General features: G+C 69.0%; 14 protein-coding genes. 11 read left to right on the top strand and 3 right to left on the bottom strand.

Annotated features, from left to right (window positions below; all coding sequences use genetic code 11):
* The first annotated feature begins 7 nt into the window (after positions 1–7).
* The 3 genes from ACFV8T_RS01750 (at position 8) to ACFV8T_RS01760 (ending at position 3,133) form a co-directional block, all read left to right on the top strand.
* Positions 8–607, top strand: coding sequence for a cysteine hydrolase (locus ACFV8T_RS01750; protein ID WP_385323331.1), 600 nt, complete (start codon positions 8–10; stop codon positions 605–607).
* Positions 608–1,064: 457 nt separating this feature from the next.
* The gene (locus tag ACFV8T_RS01755; protein ID WP_385323333.1) at positions 1,065–1,823 is read left to right on the top strand and encodes a GntR family transcriptional regulator; all 759 of its coding nucleotides are present in this window, start codon (positions 1,065–1,067) and stop codon (positions 1,821–1,823) included.
* Between the two features lie 50 nt (positions 1,824–1,873).
* Positions 1,874–3,133: an MFS transporter gene (locus tag ACFV8T_RS01760; RefSeq protein WP_385323335.1), complete on the top strand. Its 1,260-nt coding sequence runs from the start codon at positions 1,874–1,876 to the stop codon at positions 3,131–3,133.
* A 554-nt stretch (positions 3,134–3,687) separates the two neighbouring features.
* Here ACFV8T_RS01760 and ACFV8T_RS01765 read toward each other — a convergent pair.
* Complete coding sequence (locus tag ACFV8T_RS01765; RefSeq protein WP_385323337.1) at positions 3,688–4,038, bottom strand: 5-carboxymethyl-2-hydroxymuconate Delta-isomerase; 351 nt, start codon at positions 4,036–4,038, stop codon at positions 3,688–3,690.
* Between the two features lie 143 nt (positions 4,039–4,181).
* On the opposite strand from ACFV8T_RS01765, the gene ACFV8T_RS01770 reads away from it, so the two are divergent.
* The 3 genes from ACFV8T_RS01770 to ACFV8T_RS01780 all read left to right on the top strand — a co-directional run bounded on the left by ACFV8T_RS01770 (position 4,182) and on the right by ACFV8T_RS01780 (position 5,465).
* Positions 4,182–4,316 (top strand): DUF6191 domain-containing protein, encoded by a 135-nt coding sequence (locus ACFV8T_RS01770; protein ID WP_385323339.1) that lies wholly within the window; start codon positions 4,182–4,184, stop codon positions 4,314–4,316.
* A 432-nt stretch (positions 4,317–4,748) separates the two neighbouring features.
* Positions 4,749–5,183 (top strand): hypothetical protein, encoded by a 435-nt coding sequence (locus tag ACFV8T_RS01775; protein WP_385323340.1) that lies wholly within the window; start codon positions 4,749–4,751, stop codon positions 5,181–5,183.
* 6 nt (positions 5,184–5,189) lie between these two features.
* Complete coding sequence (locus ACFV8T_RS01780; RefSeq protein ID WP_385323342.1) at positions 5,190–5,465, top strand: hypothetical protein; 276 nt, start codon at positions 5,190–5,192, stop codon at positions 5,463–5,465.
* Between the two features lie 126 nt (positions 5,466–5,591).
* Here the strand turns inward: ACFV8T_RS01780 and ACFV8T_RS01785 are convergent, their stop codons facing one another.
* Positions 5,592–6,365, bottom strand: coding sequence for an SMI1/KNR4 family protein (locus ACFV8T_RS01785; RefSeq protein WP_385323344.1), 774 nt, complete (start codon positions 6,363–6,365; stop codon positions 5,592–5,594).
* Positions 6,366–7,031: 666 nt separating this feature from the next.
* Between ACFV8T_RS01785 and ACFV8T_RS01790 the strand changes: the two genes are divergently transcribed.
* The 5 genes from ACFV8T_RS01790 to ACFV8T_RS01810 all read left to right on the top strand — a co-directional run bounded on the left by ACFV8T_RS01790 (position 7,032) and on the right by ACFV8T_RS01810 (position 13,322).
* The gene (locus tag ACFV8T_RS01790) at positions 7,032–7,808 is read left to right on the top strand and encodes a (5-formylfuran-3-yl)methyl phosphate synthase (protein WP_385323346.1); all 777 of its coding nucleotides are present in this window, start codon (positions 7,032–7,034) and stop codon (positions 7,806–7,808) included.
* Positions 7,809–7,815: 7 nt separating this feature from the next.
* Complete coding sequence (locus tag ACFV8T_RS01795; RefSeq protein WP_385323638.1) at positions 7,816–9,222, top strand: aldehyde dehydrogenase family protein; 1,407 nt, start codon at positions 7,816–7,818, stop codon at positions 9,220–9,222.
* 2 nt (positions 9,223–9,224) lie between these two features.
* On the top strand, positions 9,225–10,328 hold the full coding sequence (locus ACFV8T_RS01800) for an NAD(P)-dependent alcohol dehydrogenase (protein WP_385323640.1): 1,104 nt from the start codon (positions 9,225–9,227) through the stop codon (positions 10,326–10,328).
* Positions 10,329–10,493: 165 nt separating this feature from the next.
* Complete coding sequence (locus tag ACFV8T_RS01805) at positions 10,494–11,402, top strand: class I SAM-dependent methyltransferase (protein WP_385323347.1); 909 nt, start codon at positions 10,494–10,496, stop codon at positions 11,400–11,402.
* A 300-nt stretch (positions 11,403–11,702) separates the two neighbouring features.
* Positions 11,703–13,322 (top strand): hypothetical protein, encoded by a 1,620-nt coding sequence (locus tag ACFV8T_RS01810; RefSeq protein WP_385323349.1) that lies wholly within the window; start codon positions 11,703–11,705, stop codon positions 13,320–13,322.
* A 501-nt stretch (positions 13,323–13,823) separates the two neighbouring features.
* Here the strand turns inward: ACFV8T_RS01810 and ACFV8T_RS01815 are convergent.
* On the bottom strand, positions 13,824–15,371 hold the full coding sequence (locus ACFV8T_RS01815) for a S1 RNA-binding domain-containing protein (protein ID WP_385323351.1): 1,548 nt from the start codon (positions 15,369–15,371) through the stop codon (positions 13,824–13,826).
* Position 15,372: the final 1 nt, after the last annotated feature.

The raw sequence follows: 15,372 nt of genomic DNA on the forward strand, positions 1-15,372 counted from the left end.
CACTCACGTGAGTACTGCCCCTGCACTTGACCCCACGCACACTGCCCTTCTCGTCATGGACTGCCAGCCCGCGATCCTGGCCGCTCTGCCCGAAGGCGGGGACGGCAAAGCGCTGCTCGGTCGCGTGGAAGGCGCCATCGCCGCCGTTCGCGCGAACGGCGGCACCATCGCCTACGTACGCGTCGGCTTCACCGAGACCGACTGGGACGCGATCCCGGCCACCAACAAGTCCTTCGCCCCGCTGGCCCAACACCGCGTCATGCACCACGAGGACCCTGCCGCCGCCATCCACGAGCGCCTGGCTCCCCAGGACGGCGACATCATCGTGCGCAAGATCCGCTACAGCGGCATGTCCACCACCGACCTCGACCAGCAGCTGCGCGAGCGCGGCATCACCACTCTGGTCGTCTCCGGTATCAGTACCAGCGGCGCCGTCCTGTCCACCGTCATCGACGCGGCCGACCGCGACTACCAGCTCCACGTCCTGTCCGACGGCGTCGCCGACCCGGACACCGAGGCCCACAACGTCCTGCTCCATCAAGTTTTCCCCTCACGGGCCCACATCATCGACACCGCCGAGCTGCACGCCCTGCTCCGGGCTGAGTGACCCGGACCACGAGCCGATCCCACCCACGGCCGCCGCACCCACCCGGTGTGGCGGCCGTCCACACCCCGGTGCCGGCTCAGCAACAGCCCGGAACTCTCCCCGGCCGCCTGCACCGGTGTGATCGACCTGTACGGCGAGGGCCTCCAGGCCGTGCGCGCTTCGAGGCCGAGCGCGCCTTCGAGACCAAGCGTCGCCGCGGCAACGTCTACTGATGCTCCTTGCGGCGTTCTCGCGCACGATGGTGAATTGGATCGAAGCGATCACCAGCGAAGGTGCCCGGCCCGACTCCGCGCGGGGTGCCGCGGCCGGCGATCACGGGCACGATGCCGCGAACCTCCGTAGGCGCGTGAGCGCCGAGCGTATTTCTACTCCAGCAGCTTTCATCCGGTGCAGTAGCTTGCCAACGCCCCCTGGGAACGACCAGCTGCCGCAGCGCAGGACAACCGGAGGATCGCCCATGCCCCGAGAGGCGCCGTACCTCGCAGTAGCCGACGTGCTGCGCGCACGGATTCTCTCGGGAGAGTGGGAGATCGGGGAGCGCCTGCCGTCCCGGGCACGGCTCGCCGAGGAGTACGGGGTCGGACGCAACGTCATGCAGCGAGCCATGGACCGTTTGATCATCGACGGTCTCCTCGAAGGACGCGCCGGCTCGGGCACTTACGTCCGCCTGCCGCGCGAGCGCCTGCGGCTGGTCCGCTCGCGGCACCGCGAACGCCAGGAGGGCTCTCCCTCCTGGGCGGGCGGGAGAGAGCGGGGCAGGGCCGACGCCTGGGATTCACACAGCCAGGTGCGCGTCCCCGCCCCCGAGGCAATCGCCGAGCGGCTCGCCATCAGTCCCGAAGACCTCTGCGTCAATACGCATTACGAGTTCCTCGCCGACGGGCAACCGGTCCAGCTCTCCGAATCCTGGGAGCCGATGGCTATCACGGATGGAACGCCGATCGTGCTGCCCGAGATGGGTCCCCTGGCGGGAAAGGGGGTGGTCGAGCGCATGCGCTCCATCGGCGTGGTCATCTCGACTGTGGTCGAGGTGCCGCGCCCGGCTCGTGCCACCCAGGTGCAGGCGAACCTCCTGGGGATCAGTGTGGGGGACCTCGTGCTTCAGATCGAGCGGACCATCTACGACACGGACGGACGTCCGGTGGAAACGGCCGACATGGTCATTCCGGACGTGCGCCGGGAAGTGGTCTACGAGTTCGGAGTCGACCGTCCGTAGTCGTTGATGCCATCAGAGAGACATCGCAAATTCGACAGTGGGGTATTCGAATGTCAAAATCCTCCCGGCTCGGCCTCTTACACGATCGGGACTTCGGACGATTGTTTGCTGCCACTGCGCTCGGGCAGCTGGGCGACCGCATCATCTTTCTGGCCCTGCCTCTGGTTGCCATAGCGGCATTGCGCGCCGACGAGTTCCAGGTCGGATTGCTGGCCGCGATGACCTCGGCAGGCTCGCTCCTGGTCGGGCTGCCGGCGGGCGCGTGGGTCGATCGCATGCGGAAGCGATCGGTGATGATCAGCACTGATCTCGTTCGCGCGCTGGTCCTCCTGACGATACCGGTGGCGTGGTGGGCAGGCCTTCTCGCCATCTGGTGGCTCTACGCAGTCGCCTTGGTCCATGGCGTGTTGACTGTTTTCTTCGATGTCGCGTACGTCAGTTATCTCCCGCACTTGGTGGGACGCAGCAATCTCGTGGAGGGAAACTCAAAACTGTCGACAATGCGCTCGGTGGCCAGTATCAGCGGGCCGACGGTGGCAGGGCCGCTGGTCGGCCTGATCGGCGCCCCTGCAACGCTTTTGGTGAGTTCGGCCGGGATGGCTATGTCGGGACTTCTCGCGATTGCTATCCGGAAACGCGAACAGAAGCCAGAGCGAAGTGAGCATCATCAATTGGGTCGAGAGATCAAGGAGGGATTGAAGTTCGTTCTGAAACACCCCACCCTGCGCGCAATAATGCTCGGCGATGCGGTATTCAATCTCTTCCTGGTCATGTACCAAAGCATGCTGCTGGTCTTTTTGGAGCGGGAGATAGGTCTCCAGCCCTTCGGTATTGGCCTCATTCTGTCGGGAATGGGTTGTGGCGCCTTGCTGGGCGCACTGTTGGCAACCACGGTCTCCAGTCGGGTCGGGCAAGGTCCGGTCATCTGGCTCGCGTCACTGGTCACCTGTCCGTTGACCGTCCTCATGCCACTGGCGCGACCAGGTTGGAGCGTGTATGTGGCTGCGATCGGACTCGCGGCTCTTTCGCTGGGCGGAGTCGTCCGCGTTGTGTCTCAATCAAGCTTCCAACAGGCCGTGACACCGGATCGGCTTCTGGGCCGGATGAGCGCAACGACTCGCTTCGTGTCCTGGGGTGGCATTCCTCTTGGTGGACTGTTGGGTGGAGCCTCGGGCTCTGTGTTCGGAGCAACAGGCACCTTGTGGATCGGTGCAGCCGGTATGACCTTGAGCGTCCTCCCCAACTTCCTGTCACCGCTTCGAACCATGCGCACATTGCCCACGGAAAAGGCCCCCGAGCTCGCGCGCTGAGGCTTCACAAGTGGCTGACAAACAAGCGGCTCATGTATCACCTGCAGAGTCAGGAGGGCTTCACCCAGGCACGAAGTCTGTGCGGGCCAGAGGGATGACGACGGCTGATCGTCCGGTGGCCTGCTCGCGCAGGACTGCGTTCTCCGCGAGCAGGGCGGCGATGACGGTGGCCGAGGCGTAGACCTGGTCTTGAAGCCTGCGACACTCGTCCCGGTTGTTGCGAAGCTTGCCGAACCGGATGGACGGGCGGGTCCGGCGCAGAAGGTCGTGTTCGACTCGGAGGTCACCGTGCTGGGAGCGTGGTTGGCCCTGTTTCTGCGGACCTGGAGGTGAGGAACCGGATGCGAGGGGTGGGCCGGGCCGGTTGCCCGCGCAGTTCGCGGTTCTCGGTCACTGCCTGGTGCAGGCCGCATACAGAGCTCGGGCTCCTGGAGCAGCCGGGCACGCACTACCGGCTCGCCCGGCGGAGGGCTCGGTGTCTGCTCGCGTGGCGGCCAGGCCCTGGCCGGGGAGCCGGCGGACAGCCCGTTCGTGGTGTTCGGGAAGTGGGTGTGTCAGCGCTTTCGGTAGGACGCGTCCAGGTCGGGGATCTCGACGGAGGTGTGCAGGGTGACGCCATCGACCGGCTTGACCTCGGCGGCGACCAGAGCGAGCACGGCGGCCGCAAGGCGGGCCTTGGTCGCGTCGGTGCGGCCGTGGAGCAGGCCGATCTCGATGTGCAGGACGGCGTGGCCCTCGGTCTCGGTCCCGACGGTGAAGTCCTCGACCCGGCGGAAGCGGGTCTTGCAGGCCTCCAGGCGGGCGTCGACGGTGTCGACGACGATCGGGTGCAGGGCGAGCGCGAAGGCCGGGCGGTCGAAGGCTGCGTCGAGCGGGCCGGAGTAGTCGACGGTGATCTGCGGCATGGCGGGCAGCTCCTCGGATGGGATCACATGATCGGCTCCCACCCTAAGGGCGGCTCAGCCGACCGCTACCGCCCCGTGTTGACTCTCACTGTGCAGGCCGCGCTGCGAGGGCCGACTTCGCAGAGGCCTTCACTTGCAATCAGATGCAGCGGCAGCAGCGGCAGCAGCGGGAGCAGCGGGAACGAGAGGCCGTCCAGCGGGCCGGCGACCGGGACGGGGCTCCGCCGCGGATGGGCATCGGCCTGGATTCCGGAAGGTCCGTGATCCGGCGGTTGTGATCCCGGCGGCGGATTGCCGACGCCTGTTCAGGACACGGGTGCCCCGGGACCGAAGACCGCGGTCCAGGCCCGGGTCAGCACCGCGGCCGCGCCGATCCTCAGGCGTCGCCGGAGGCGTCACGCGGGCCCGCAAGAGCCGCCCCGGCCACACAAGAGGCCCAAGTGGAAGCCGGGGCCAAACCACCGCGCCCGCCGTACTCGGTTGGGGCCACAACGCATAAGCACCGAGGCGACTTCGGCTCACGGCCCGGCCCCATGAACTTGCCCGTGATCCTGGCCGCAGAGCCCATGCCGACGGGACGAACCCACTCGTCTCCTGCCGGCCCTGCCGGCCATCTGACCGGCGCGACCTGCAAAGGTGGGTCGCGCACCGCACCACGCGCGCCGTCCGACCACGCACCCGGCACGGACCGCACCACAGGAGGGGACACCATGGGCAAACAGCGCATCACCGTCTGCCTGCCGCCCGTCGGCTCCGACGGGCTGAAGCAGGCGATCGGGCAGGCCATGGCCCCCTTCTGGTACGACCGTGAGGACCGCCCTCACCCGGACTGGGTGGGAGAGTGGAGCTACTGGTTCGTCTCCGGGGTGGGCTGTCTCTTCGACGTACTGCCCGGCCACGAGGACGACCCCCGGCTCGTGCGGTGCGACGACTGGACCGAACCCCCCGTGGACCTGCCGCCCTCCCGCTGCCACGGCGGCCCGTGCGGCATCCTCGACCTCGACACTTCCCGCGCCGCCGAGGCCCGCCGGGCGGCCGGCACCTGGACGGCGTACCGCGCCTTCGCCGACCGCTACCCGCCCGCGCTGCCTTTCCGCCACTTCGCCGAGCGGGTCAGGAACCTGGAGCCCGAACACGCCAGGTAGGCCGCCGTGGCCGCCTTCCGTGAACAGCCCCTGATCCAGGCGATCGAGGCCGACCCCGCCCTGGAGGAGCGGTTCACATTCGACCCCGTCCGCCACTTCGACGAGGACCTGGAGACCTACGTGACCCGCCATGTGGCCGCCGTGCTGCCCACCCCCGCCCTGCTCACCCTCGACGGCCGGTGGGTGGAGGCCGGCGGCCTCGACTACAAGCGGATGTTCAACGCCTACCTGGACGGCCTGCCCGGCGACACGATGGTCGCACGGGTGCTCTACCACTCGTGACGCAGTGGTACTCCAGCCGGAGTTCTTCACCAGCGCTGGTCAACGGGCTCAGGTGTGGAGTGGGGCGGGCCGGGACGGGGTGGGGCGGTCTCTACGGGCTCGTCCCACGAACGTCGCAGCTCCAGGTCAACGCCCGATGTCGGCCCCGGCGGTCAGCCAGCCGAGGAGGTCATCGGTCACCCACTCGCCGACGCCGGGGCCGTCGATGTCGTTGTCACCCGCCCCGAGGTCAAGGCTGTGGACGGACGCCCGGTGACCGCTCCCGCGACGCATGAACAGACCGCGCCCGCCGCTGTCGTCGCCGATGAGCACCCAGTCCGGCTGGTACGTGCTCACCTCGTAGGTCTCGTTGCGTTCGAGGATGTCCAGCGGACCGTAGACCTGGACACCGTTGGGGAGGAGGACACCGGGCGTGGACCGCCAGAGCCGGGCCAGCGCGGGAGTGGGGGTGTCGCCGAGCCCGGCGGTCCGTGCCACGTGCAGGGTCAGGAAGCCCGCGAACGAGTCCGCCACCAGTTTCTCCGCGCCGTTGTGGCGAGCACGCCGGATCACCGCGTGCTCCTCGCCCGTACTCGACTCCGCGGAACGGTCGAGCGCGAAGTGGTAGGTGCCGTCGCCGTCCGGTTCGGTGTAGAAGCAGAGCCGGTCCTCGTCGAGGCGCCACTCGGCGGTGAGGTCGTCGGTGCCCCGCTCGCCGGGTGGGGCGAGCGTCGCAAGCGGTTCGCCGTCGAGCTCGCCGTCGTTGTACTCGGCCAGCCACCACCGGAACGACGGCGCGAGCGGGCCCACGGCCGACTCGGCCGAGCGGATCCACGCCTCCGGCGCACCACATCCGGGCCGAGTGGCGATTGCGGGCGATTCGTCGATCAACGCTCGAAGGAGGACAAGGTCGGGGGTCACGGGCACGAGCCTGTCACATGGCCGTGCCGCACAGGCAGGGGAGACCCGGGCCTCGCACCTCGGCCCCGGGGGCGCACACTCCACACCGAGGCTGCGCCCGGTGCGCTCCGCCGTTCGGCTGCCGCCCTCCGGCGTTGACTGCGCCGGGGACTGCGCCAGGCAGGTCGGGCTCGTCGAGGGAAGGGAGCCTCTTCATGACCAGCCCCTTTGATGGGAGCACCTCCGGCCTTCGGCGGAACGGCCTCGTCGGATCGACGACCGTCGGACGGGGCTGCCCGACCCGGCCGACGAGGTCGGCAGGGGCGTACGGTCTTGCGCACGGCGTAGCAGGTGGCGGGCCTCCGGTCTTCTAGCCGGGCCTCCGGTCTTCGAACCGGGCCTCCGGTCTTCGGCCGGGCAGACGTCCGCGAGCCCGGCAGACGTCCGCGATCCGGGCAGACGTCTGCGATCCGGCCGGAGCGGAGCAGCGAGCCGTCCGTGAACAGCCAGGGCATCCGCGGTTCGGGCACGTGCTGGTTCGAACCGGCGTGCACGGCGCACCGGGTACGCCGTGACAACACCGTTCGGGATCCGCGCGCCCTACCGGTGGTCACGGGCCCTGGGAATGATGAGTTGACCGCAAGGGATCCAGACGACACCGCACACCTGCCTCTCGGCCAGGTGGACATGCGGTGGAAGGAGTCCACATTGTTGCTTCTCATCTCCCCGGACAGCGTCGAGGAAGCCCTCGACTGCGCGAAGGCGGCGGATCACCTCGACATCGTCGATGTCAAGAAGCCCGACGAGGGCTCGCTCGGCGCGAACTTCCCGTGGGTCATCAAGGAGATCCGTGACGCGGTCCCGGCGGACAAGCCGGTGTCCGCCACCGTGGGAGACGTGCCGTACAAGCCCGGCACGGTGGCCCAGGCGGCGCTCGGTGCGGTTGTCTCCGGAGCCACGTACATCAAAGTCGGCCTCTACGGATGCACGACGCCCGAACAGGCCATCGACGTCATGCGAGGGGTCGTCCGGGCGGTGAAGGACTACCGGCCGGACGCGTTCGTCGTCGCCTCGGGCTACGCCGACGCCCACCGGATCGGTTGCGTCAACCCGCTCGCTCTGCCCGACATCGCCCTCCGCTCCGGCTCCGACGCGGCCATGCTCGACACCGCGGTCAAGGACGGGACCCGGCTGTTCGACCACGTTCCGCCGGAGGTCTGCGCGGAGTTCGTCCGGCGGGCCCACGAGGCCGAGCTGCTCGCCGCCCTCGCGGGCAGTGTGAAGGTGGGAGACCTCAGCACGCTGACCCGTATCGGCACGGACATCGTGGGGGTGCGCGGGGCGGTCTGCGAGGGGGGCGACCGCACCACCGGAAGGATTCAGCCGCAGTTGGTGGCCGCCTTCCGGGCGGAGATGGACCGGCATGCCCGGGAACACACGGCTGCCGTTGCCGCCGCGAGTTGACCGCGGCATGGCGACAGGCCAGCCCCGTCAGGTGTCGCCCGACACCGTCGGCGAGCGCTTCGCCGTCCTCGATCCGGCAACGGGCGAGGCAATCGAGGAGGCCCCCGACCAGCAGCCGGACGAGTTGGACGTCGTTGTCGGCCGGGCCCACGAGGCCTGGCGCAGCTGGCGGACCGATCGCGGCGCCCGCGCCACCGCTCTGCTCGCGGCAGCCGACGCCGTGGAGGTCGCCGGGGCGGAGATCGCTCCTCTGCTCACCCGTGAACAGGGCAAACCCCTGTCCGAGTCGTACGCGGAGATCGCCCGCACGGCAGCCCGCCTGCGCTACTTCGCCGAACTCGACCCCGAGCCCCGGCCCATCACGGACGGTCGCCCGGTACGGAGCGAGATCCGCTGGCGGCCGCTCGGGCCCGTCGCCGCGATCGTCCCGTGGAACTTTCCCCTCCAACTGGCGTCGGCGAAGCTGGCGCCCGCGCTCGCCGCAGGCAACACGGTGGTGCTCAAGCCCTCGCCCTTCACGCCCCTCGCCACACGGCTGCTGGGATCCGTCATCTCCACCGCCCTCCCCGAGGACGTGCTCACGATCATCACCGGTCATGAACCTCTCGGGGCCCGCCTGGCATCCCACCCGGGGATCCGTCACGTGACCTTCACCGGTTCGATTCCCACCGGACGGGCCGTCGCGGCAGGCGCGGCGGCGTCGCTCGGCCGCGTCACCCTGGAGCTGGGCGGCAACGATGCCGCCATCCTGCTGGAGGACGTGGATGTGGAGCGGATCGCGGACCGGCTGTTCTGGGCGGCGTTCCGCAACTGCGGGCAGGTCTGCATGGCGGTCAAGCGCGTCTACGCGCCGGCCCGGCTCTACTCCGACGTTGTCGAGGCCCTCGCGCAGCGCGCGAAGACCACTGTCGTCGGATCCGGCCTCGACCCGCGCACGCAGCTGGGTCCGGTCAACAACATCCCCCAACTGGCCCGGGTCGAGCGCTATACGGCCCAGGCCCTGGCAGACGGTGCCCGAGCCGTGGCCGGTGGCCACCGGCCGGACCGACCGGGCTACTTCTACGCCCCGACGATCCTGGCCGATGTCCCGCCCCGCAGCCCGGTGGTGACGGACGAACAGTTCGGTCCGGTCCTGCCGGTGCTGCCGTACCGGAACCTCGACGAAGCCGTCGAGGCGGCCAACGACACCGGCTTCGGGCTGGGCGGCTCGGTATGGGGGACCGATCTCGACCGGGCCGAGGCGGTGGCCGACCGGCTGGAGTGCGGGACGGCGTGGATCAACCACCACGCCGAACTGTCCCTCGCTCAGCCCTTCGCGGGCATCAAGGAGAGCGGTGTCGGCGTCGCGGGCGGGCCGTGGGGGCTCTACGGGAACCTCAGGCCGTTCGTCGTGCACCGTCCGGAGGAGGCGTGACGATGAGGTTTGGCGCGGCGGTACTGCGCTCGTACGAGAGCCGATTCGCCGTCGAGGAGGTGATCCTGAACACGGGACCGGCCGACGGCGAGATCCTGGTCAGGATCGCGGGCTGCGGGATGTGCCGCACCGATCTCGCGGTCCGGCATTCGGACGGCCGTTCACCGCTGCCGGCGGTGCTCGGCCACGAGGGGGCCGGGGTCGTGGTGGAGACGGGCGGCTCGCACACCGGCCTGAGCAACGGCGACCACGTCGTGCTGAGCTTCGACTCCTGCGGGCACTGCCGGAACTGCATAAACGCGGCCCCGGCCTACTGCGACTCCTTCGCCTCGATCAATCTCTTCGGAGGGCGAAAGGAGAAGGCCGCGCGGTTCACCGACGCGGCCGGGGACGAACTGGCCCCCCGGTGGTTCGGTCAGTCCTCGTTCGCCGAGTACGCGGTGGTCCCCGCCCGCAATGCCGTCCGGGCCGACCCCTCGCTGCCCGTCGAACTGCTCGGGCCGCTCGGCTGTGGCTTCCTCACCGGCGCCGGAGCGGTCTTCAACTCCTTCGGCGCCGGGCCCGGCGACACCATCGCGGTCCTTGGCGCAGGAGCGGTGGGCCTGGCCGCGGTGATGGCGGCCGCCGCCTCCGGAGCGGTCACCGTGGCCGTCGACCGGCACCCCGAACGGCTGGCCCTCGCCGAACGATTCGGCGCGATCCCACTGCATGCCGCATCGGCCGACCTGCCCGGCCGCATCCGGCGACTGACCGACGGCGGCGCGCAGTACGCGCTGGACACCACGGCCTCCGCCCAGCTGATCAACGACGCGCTCCGGGCCCTGCGTCCGACTGGCCATCTCGGTCTGGTGGCACGGCTCCGTACCGCGCTGCCGCTCGAACCGGGGACATTGGACCGGGGCAGGAGAATCTCCCACATCTGCGAGGGGGACGCGGTGCCGGGACTGCTCATTCCGCGGCTGACCGGGCTGTGGCAGGCCGGGCGGTTTCCCTTCGACGAGCTGATCCGTACGTACCCACTCGCTGACATCAACGAGGCCGAACGCGACTGCGACGCGGGCCGCGTGGTCAAACCCGTCCTGCTTCCGGAGGGGAGGAGCCGATGAGCGAGGTGTTCGACGCCCCTGCCCGTCCGCCGGCCGCAGGAATGTGTGCTGTCGGGCGCTCCCCGAGGAACGGAGCGCCCTGAGCGGTGGCGCCGTGCGTCCGCCGCTGATCCGTCATTCGCGATCCTCGCTGTTCGCGGTCTCAACTCGCCCAAGGGAGCACATGTGGTCGGCACAACGTCTCTGAACACCGGAGTGGAAGGCGTGGAAGGAGGTGTCGGCCTGACCGCTCTCCTGGTCGCCGCGGCACGGGCGATCGAGACCCACCGCCACGACACCCTGGCACGGGACGTCTATGCGGAGCACTTCGTGCTCGCCGCACCGGCGTCCGCCGGCTGGCCGGTCCGGATGCAACAGGTTCCGGACGGGGACACCAACCCGCTGTGGGGGCGGTTCGCGCGATACTTCGGCCTGCGGACGAGGGTCCTCGACGATTTTCTCCTCCAGTCGGTGCACACGGGTGACGTCCGACAAGTGGTCCTGCTCGGGGCGGGGTTGGATTCGCGGGCGTTCCGACTCGACTGGCCGCCCGGCTGCGTGGTCTTCGAGATCGACAGGGAAGGCGTGCTGGCGTTCAAGCACAAGGTGCTCGACGGACTGTCGGCCACCCCGAAGGCAGCGCGCGTACCCCTCCCGATCGATCTGCGCGCCGACTGGGTCGGAGCGCTGGCCGACGCCGGGTTCGACACGGACGCACCGAGCGTCTGGCTGGCCGAGGGGCTGCTGTTCTACCTGCCCGCCGCCGCCGAGACGGACCTCATCGACACGGTGGACCGGTTGAGCACGGGAGGAAGCGCGCTGGCGTTCGAGGTCAAGCTCGACAAGGACCTGCTGGAATACCGCGACAGCCCGCTCTACACCTCGACGGCACACCAGATCGGCATCGACCTGCTCAACCTGTTCGACAGAGAGCCGCGGCCCGACTCCGCCGGGGACCTGGTGAGCAGGGGCTGGGACACATCGGTCCGGACCCCCTTCGACTTCACCCGTCATCACGGACGCGGCCCGTTGCCCGAGCAGAACGACGCGTTGGCGGGCAACCGCTGGGTATTCGCGAACAAGCCCCGACCATGACGCTGCCACCGGGGACCGGGCCGCCGATCGTGCGGCGGACCCGACCGGGCAGGCCGACGGCGGCCCTGGGCGGGCTCTCCCGTGCGGCGACGGGGCGGCCGGCCCTTGCCGAAGGCCCCGATCCGGGTCCAGGTCCGGGTTCGGGGCCGGTGATCCAGGGCCGGTGATCTGGGTCCAGTGATCTGGGTCCGGGGGACAGGCCCCCGGACCCTACCTGTGGGTCCAGGGGCCGTCGTTACAGTTCGAGCCCCGGCAGGCATACGGCTCCGGTGACGCGAGTAATCCACGACGAGGTGACGCGTGAAACGCAGTGACCGGATACGCCTGGACATGCGCGCGAGCGCGGGGCAGACGGCAATCGAGTACCTGGCCCTGTTGGGGATCGTTGCCGTCGTGGTCGGTGCAATCGCCGCGGCGACCATCGGGGGCGGCATCTCCCGCCTCGCACGCGAACAGGTCTGCCGCATCGGTGCGGCGCCGGGCGGCGGCAGCGACTGCCTCGGCGACAACGATGTCAAGCGCGAGCGCGACTATCGGCAGACGGGTTCCGACGACGACCCCGTCAAGCCCGGCACCCTCTTCCGTACCGAAGCCGGCGAGCCCGTCGGCAAGTCCGTCAGAAAGTCCGTCGGCAAGTCTCCTGGCAAGACGGTGAACGCACTCCCCGACCTGTGCTTCGAGCCGCGGGAATCGCAGTCGTCGGTGTCCGTTCCGGGCAGCGGCGTTCTCGGCAAGGCCGCCGCCTGGGGGTACTCCTGGCTGGTCAACTTCGTCATCGACAAGATCGACAACGAGAAGAACAAGGAGAAGCGGGTCAAGCTGGCGCTTGCGGACCTCGCCTACTGCCTCCCCGACTACAACATCGTCATCGCGCAGCCCCACGAGGGCAACCTGCAGGAGATGGACGGTACGGCGCTGATCGAGACAGTGGAGATCAGCGGCACCGCGTACCGCGTGTACGCGTTCAAGACCGGCAAGTTCACCTGGGCGGACGACGCCGACCTCGGATGGAAGAACCGCGCGTTCCACGGCGTGTTCGACATCAGCGAGGACCGCCGCACCGTCACGTTCCAGGAGCCGCCCCGTCCCAAGCGGAAGGAGGGCTGGAAGCCCGGCGACGAGGGCTGCCAGGTCGAGGGACAGGAACCGCCCGATCGGAGCCGGTACTACGACACGTATTCCCCGCTGGACAACGAGGGATCGACGCAGGCGGTGCGGATGCTCGTGAACGACATGCGTCGTTGCTACCCCGACTACAACGTGGTCGCGATGCACTCGGAACAGGCGTCGCACTGGGCCGAGGAGCCGGATTCGTTCGTCCACCGGGGCAGGTACCGGCTGAACTCCAACGAATACCATGGCGCCGAGAACGAGGACGACATCGCCTCGGGCCGGGGCGTGTTCGACATCTACGTCTTCGACAAGGGCAAGTTCAGCAACGACGGCGACGGCGGCTACACCAACTGGGCCTTTTACGGCGACTTCACCCGCGACGGCTCGGAGGTGGCCTTCGACCAGCCGGAACCCGCCGACCTGGAGGCCGATTCCACTGCCACCGGATCGGGCACGGTCAATTTCGACGACGAGTCGCCGAAGTACACGGACGGCGGGCCGTACCCCGGTACCGACTACTCGGGCAAGGTGCCGGGCGACGACGCCGAGCTGACCCATTCACTGATCGACGAGTACAGCCGCAGCTTCCCCGGCAAGAACATCATCGTGGCGAAATCGTTCAACAACCTCTCCTTCTCCGGGGTGTCCGGCCTCGAACATCTTGCGGTGGTGGACGGTGTCGATGTGTTCGCCCTCGACAGCGGAACCATCACCGACAAGGGGGACGGCGGCTGGAAGAACTGGGGCTTCACCGGCAACTTCGAGTACGCCGAGGACGCGAAGGAGGTGACCTTCGGCGACCGGTGAGGAAGAGGTCGACCGCGCGCCCGTCGAGGGCAGCGCTGCGAAGGTCTCCGGGAGTACGGCGCACGTTCGCTTCCGGAGGCAGTGGCTGGAGCTCGGCAGGGGTCTTGACCGGCCAGCGCCTGAGCAGAAGGCCGACCCGTTGCTGCGGCGTCATCGGCGACGGGTTCTTGCGGGATGCCGGCAGTGGTGGGGGCGGCATCCAGGTTCGCCCTGCCTGTTCGATGTGACGCAGCATCCATGCCCGCGCCTCTGGGCTGGCGGTGTTCCGGACTCAGCTCATCGGTCGTTCGGCCATCGCCTGTTCGAAGCTCCCGGAGGACTTACCCTGACGGGGCGGTCTCCTGGGCCGTGGCCGTGCGATGCCCGGAAGATTGTGGCTCAAGTCGGCCAGGAACCTGATGCGGTCCAGAGCCTTGTCAGGGGAGTTCTCCTGCGCCACGCGCTGTGTGCCTCCGGCCGGACGGCGGATCCCGGTGAACGCCCTGGCCACCGGAAGCGCGGCTATGCCCCGGTCGAGCTCGGCTTGCTGGCTCCTCTTGCTGATCCACCCTTGCTGTCGTCCTCAGGGCTGGTTGTGCGGGCCTGGGTACGCGACAGGGCAATGCGGCGGCGCGCGATATCGACCACAATGATCTTCACGGCGAGGGCATCACCGACCTCGATCTCGTTCTCGGACGCTTCATCCAGCTCGCTGGTGTGCACCAGCCCCTGGAAGCCGTCCTCCCGGTCTTCGATGCGGACGAAGACACCGAAGGGGACGATCTTGGTGACCGGTCCGGTGACCACCTGCCCGATTTGCTGTGCGACCCGCGGCCAGGGGTCTTCCTGCACTGCTCGGAGCGACAGCGGCACTCGTTCCCGGACCAGGTCGACGTCGAGGACCTCGGCTGTGATTTCCTGGCCGACGCTGACGACATCGGACGGGTGGTTGATCGGACGCCAGGACAGCTCCGGAATGTTGATCATCGCGGTGAAGCCGCCGATGTCCACGAAGGTGACGCCGAAGCTGGCGATGGTCGTCACCGTGCCGGTGACGACCTGGCCGCGCCGCAGGGTCTTCAGGAAGGCCCAGTCCCGGTCGCTGGGCGTCGGCTCGGTCTGCCAGCGTGCGCGGAGAACACCGTCGCTGTCGGGCAGTACAGCGGTGAACAGAGGGTGATGCTCATCGGTGGTCAGGGATACGACGCCGGCAGAAGACGCGCTGGTGAGCTGGGAGGTAGCTGCGTCGAACTGGGTATCGTCCGCGACCGTGCTGGTGATCTGCCCGTCCTCGTCCTCCCAGATGATCTCCACCAGGCCCTCGTCGGGCAGCGAGGCCACGGCCGTGGCGACATCGGTGAGCAGGTCCGGCCACACCGCCAGCTGGGCGCGAGGGGTCAGCTGGGATTGCACCGCCTCGATGTTGTCGCGGGTGAGGCGGTGCCACCGGGAGGCGTTCCCGGCGTAGGTCTCCTCCAGGAATGTGGCGTGGTGGGCGCTGACGGTCCAGTGCAGGCGGGCCCAGAAGTCGGCGTCGGCCGGCCGCTGCACGTGTCGTGGGTCGTCGGGGACGAAGTCGTACGGCGATGCGTCCAGGGGTTCCGGGAACAGGCCGAGCGCGCGGGTACGGGTCAGCGCTGCTTCGCAGGGGCGGCTGCTGCCGATGTAGAGGTACTGGTCCCAGCCGACGTGCACCGCGAACGCTCCCTCCGCCTCCAGGCGGCACCAGGCGCCGTTGTCGCGGAGCATGGCCCGGACGAGTTCGAGGCCGACGGCGATCGGCACCAGCACACCATCGTGGAACCCGGCGAGGCCGGCCGGGAACAGGCCGGCCAGACCGTAGCCGTCGAGCGGTGGCTCCAAGCCGAAGCGGGCGAAGCCTCCGATCTGCGGCTCACGGATGGCCAGTCGGTCGACACCGGTGTCCTCGGCGAAGGCGGCAACGGCCTGCAGGTAGGCGGCTTCGACCGGTCCGTGGTCGCTGATCGTGGGCTCGGCGCCGGCGTGGTGGCCCTGCTCATCGCGGTCGGCGGGGTCGTACTTGGTGACCCGGTGGACGTAGGGCAGCACG

The sequence above is a fragment of the Streptomyces sp. NPDC059832 genome, from assembly GCF_042731715.1.
GTDB lineage: Bacteria > Actinomycetota > Actinomycetes > Streptomycetales > Streptomycetaceae > Streptomyces.

What these genes read in the sequence shown, in the direction of transcription:
- ACFV8T_RS01795 (WP_385323638.1), top strand. Translation starts at nt 7,816, where the DNA reads ATGGCGACAGGCCAGCCCCGTCAGGTGTCGCCCGACACCGTCGGCGAG.
- ACFV8T_RS01765 (WP_385323337.1), bottom strand. Translation starts at nt 4,038, where the DNA reads ATGCCGCAGATCACCGTCGACTACTCCGGCCCGCTCGACGCAGCCTTC.
- ACFV8T_RS01800 (WP_385323640.1), top strand. Translation starts at nt 9,225, where the DNA reads ATGAGGTTTGGCGCGGCGGTACTGCGCTCGTACGAGAGCCGATTCGCC.
- ACFV8T_RS01770 (WP_385323339.1), top strand. Translation starts at nt 4,182, where the DNA reads ATGCAGCGGCAGCAGCGGCAGCAGCGGGAGCAGCGGGAACGAGAGGCC.
- ACFV8T_RS01760 (WP_385323335.1), top strand. Translation starts at nt 1,874, where the DNA reads ATGTCAAAATCCTCCCGGCTCGGCCTCTTACACGATCGGGACTTCGGA.
- ACFV8T_RS01755 (WP_385323333.1), top strand. Translation starts at nt 1,065, where the DNA reads ATGCCCCGAGAGGCGCCGTACCTCGCAGTAGCCGACGTGCTGCGCGCA.
- ACFV8T_RS01790 (WP_385323346.1), top strand. Translation starts at nt 7,032, where the DNA reads ATGCGGTGGAAGGAGTCCACATTGTTGCTTCTCATCTCCCCGGACAGC.
- ACFV8T_RS01775 (WP_385323340.1), top strand. Translation starts at nt 4,749, where the DNA reads ATGGGCAAACAGCGCATCACCGTCTGCCTGCCGCCCGTCGGCTCCGAC.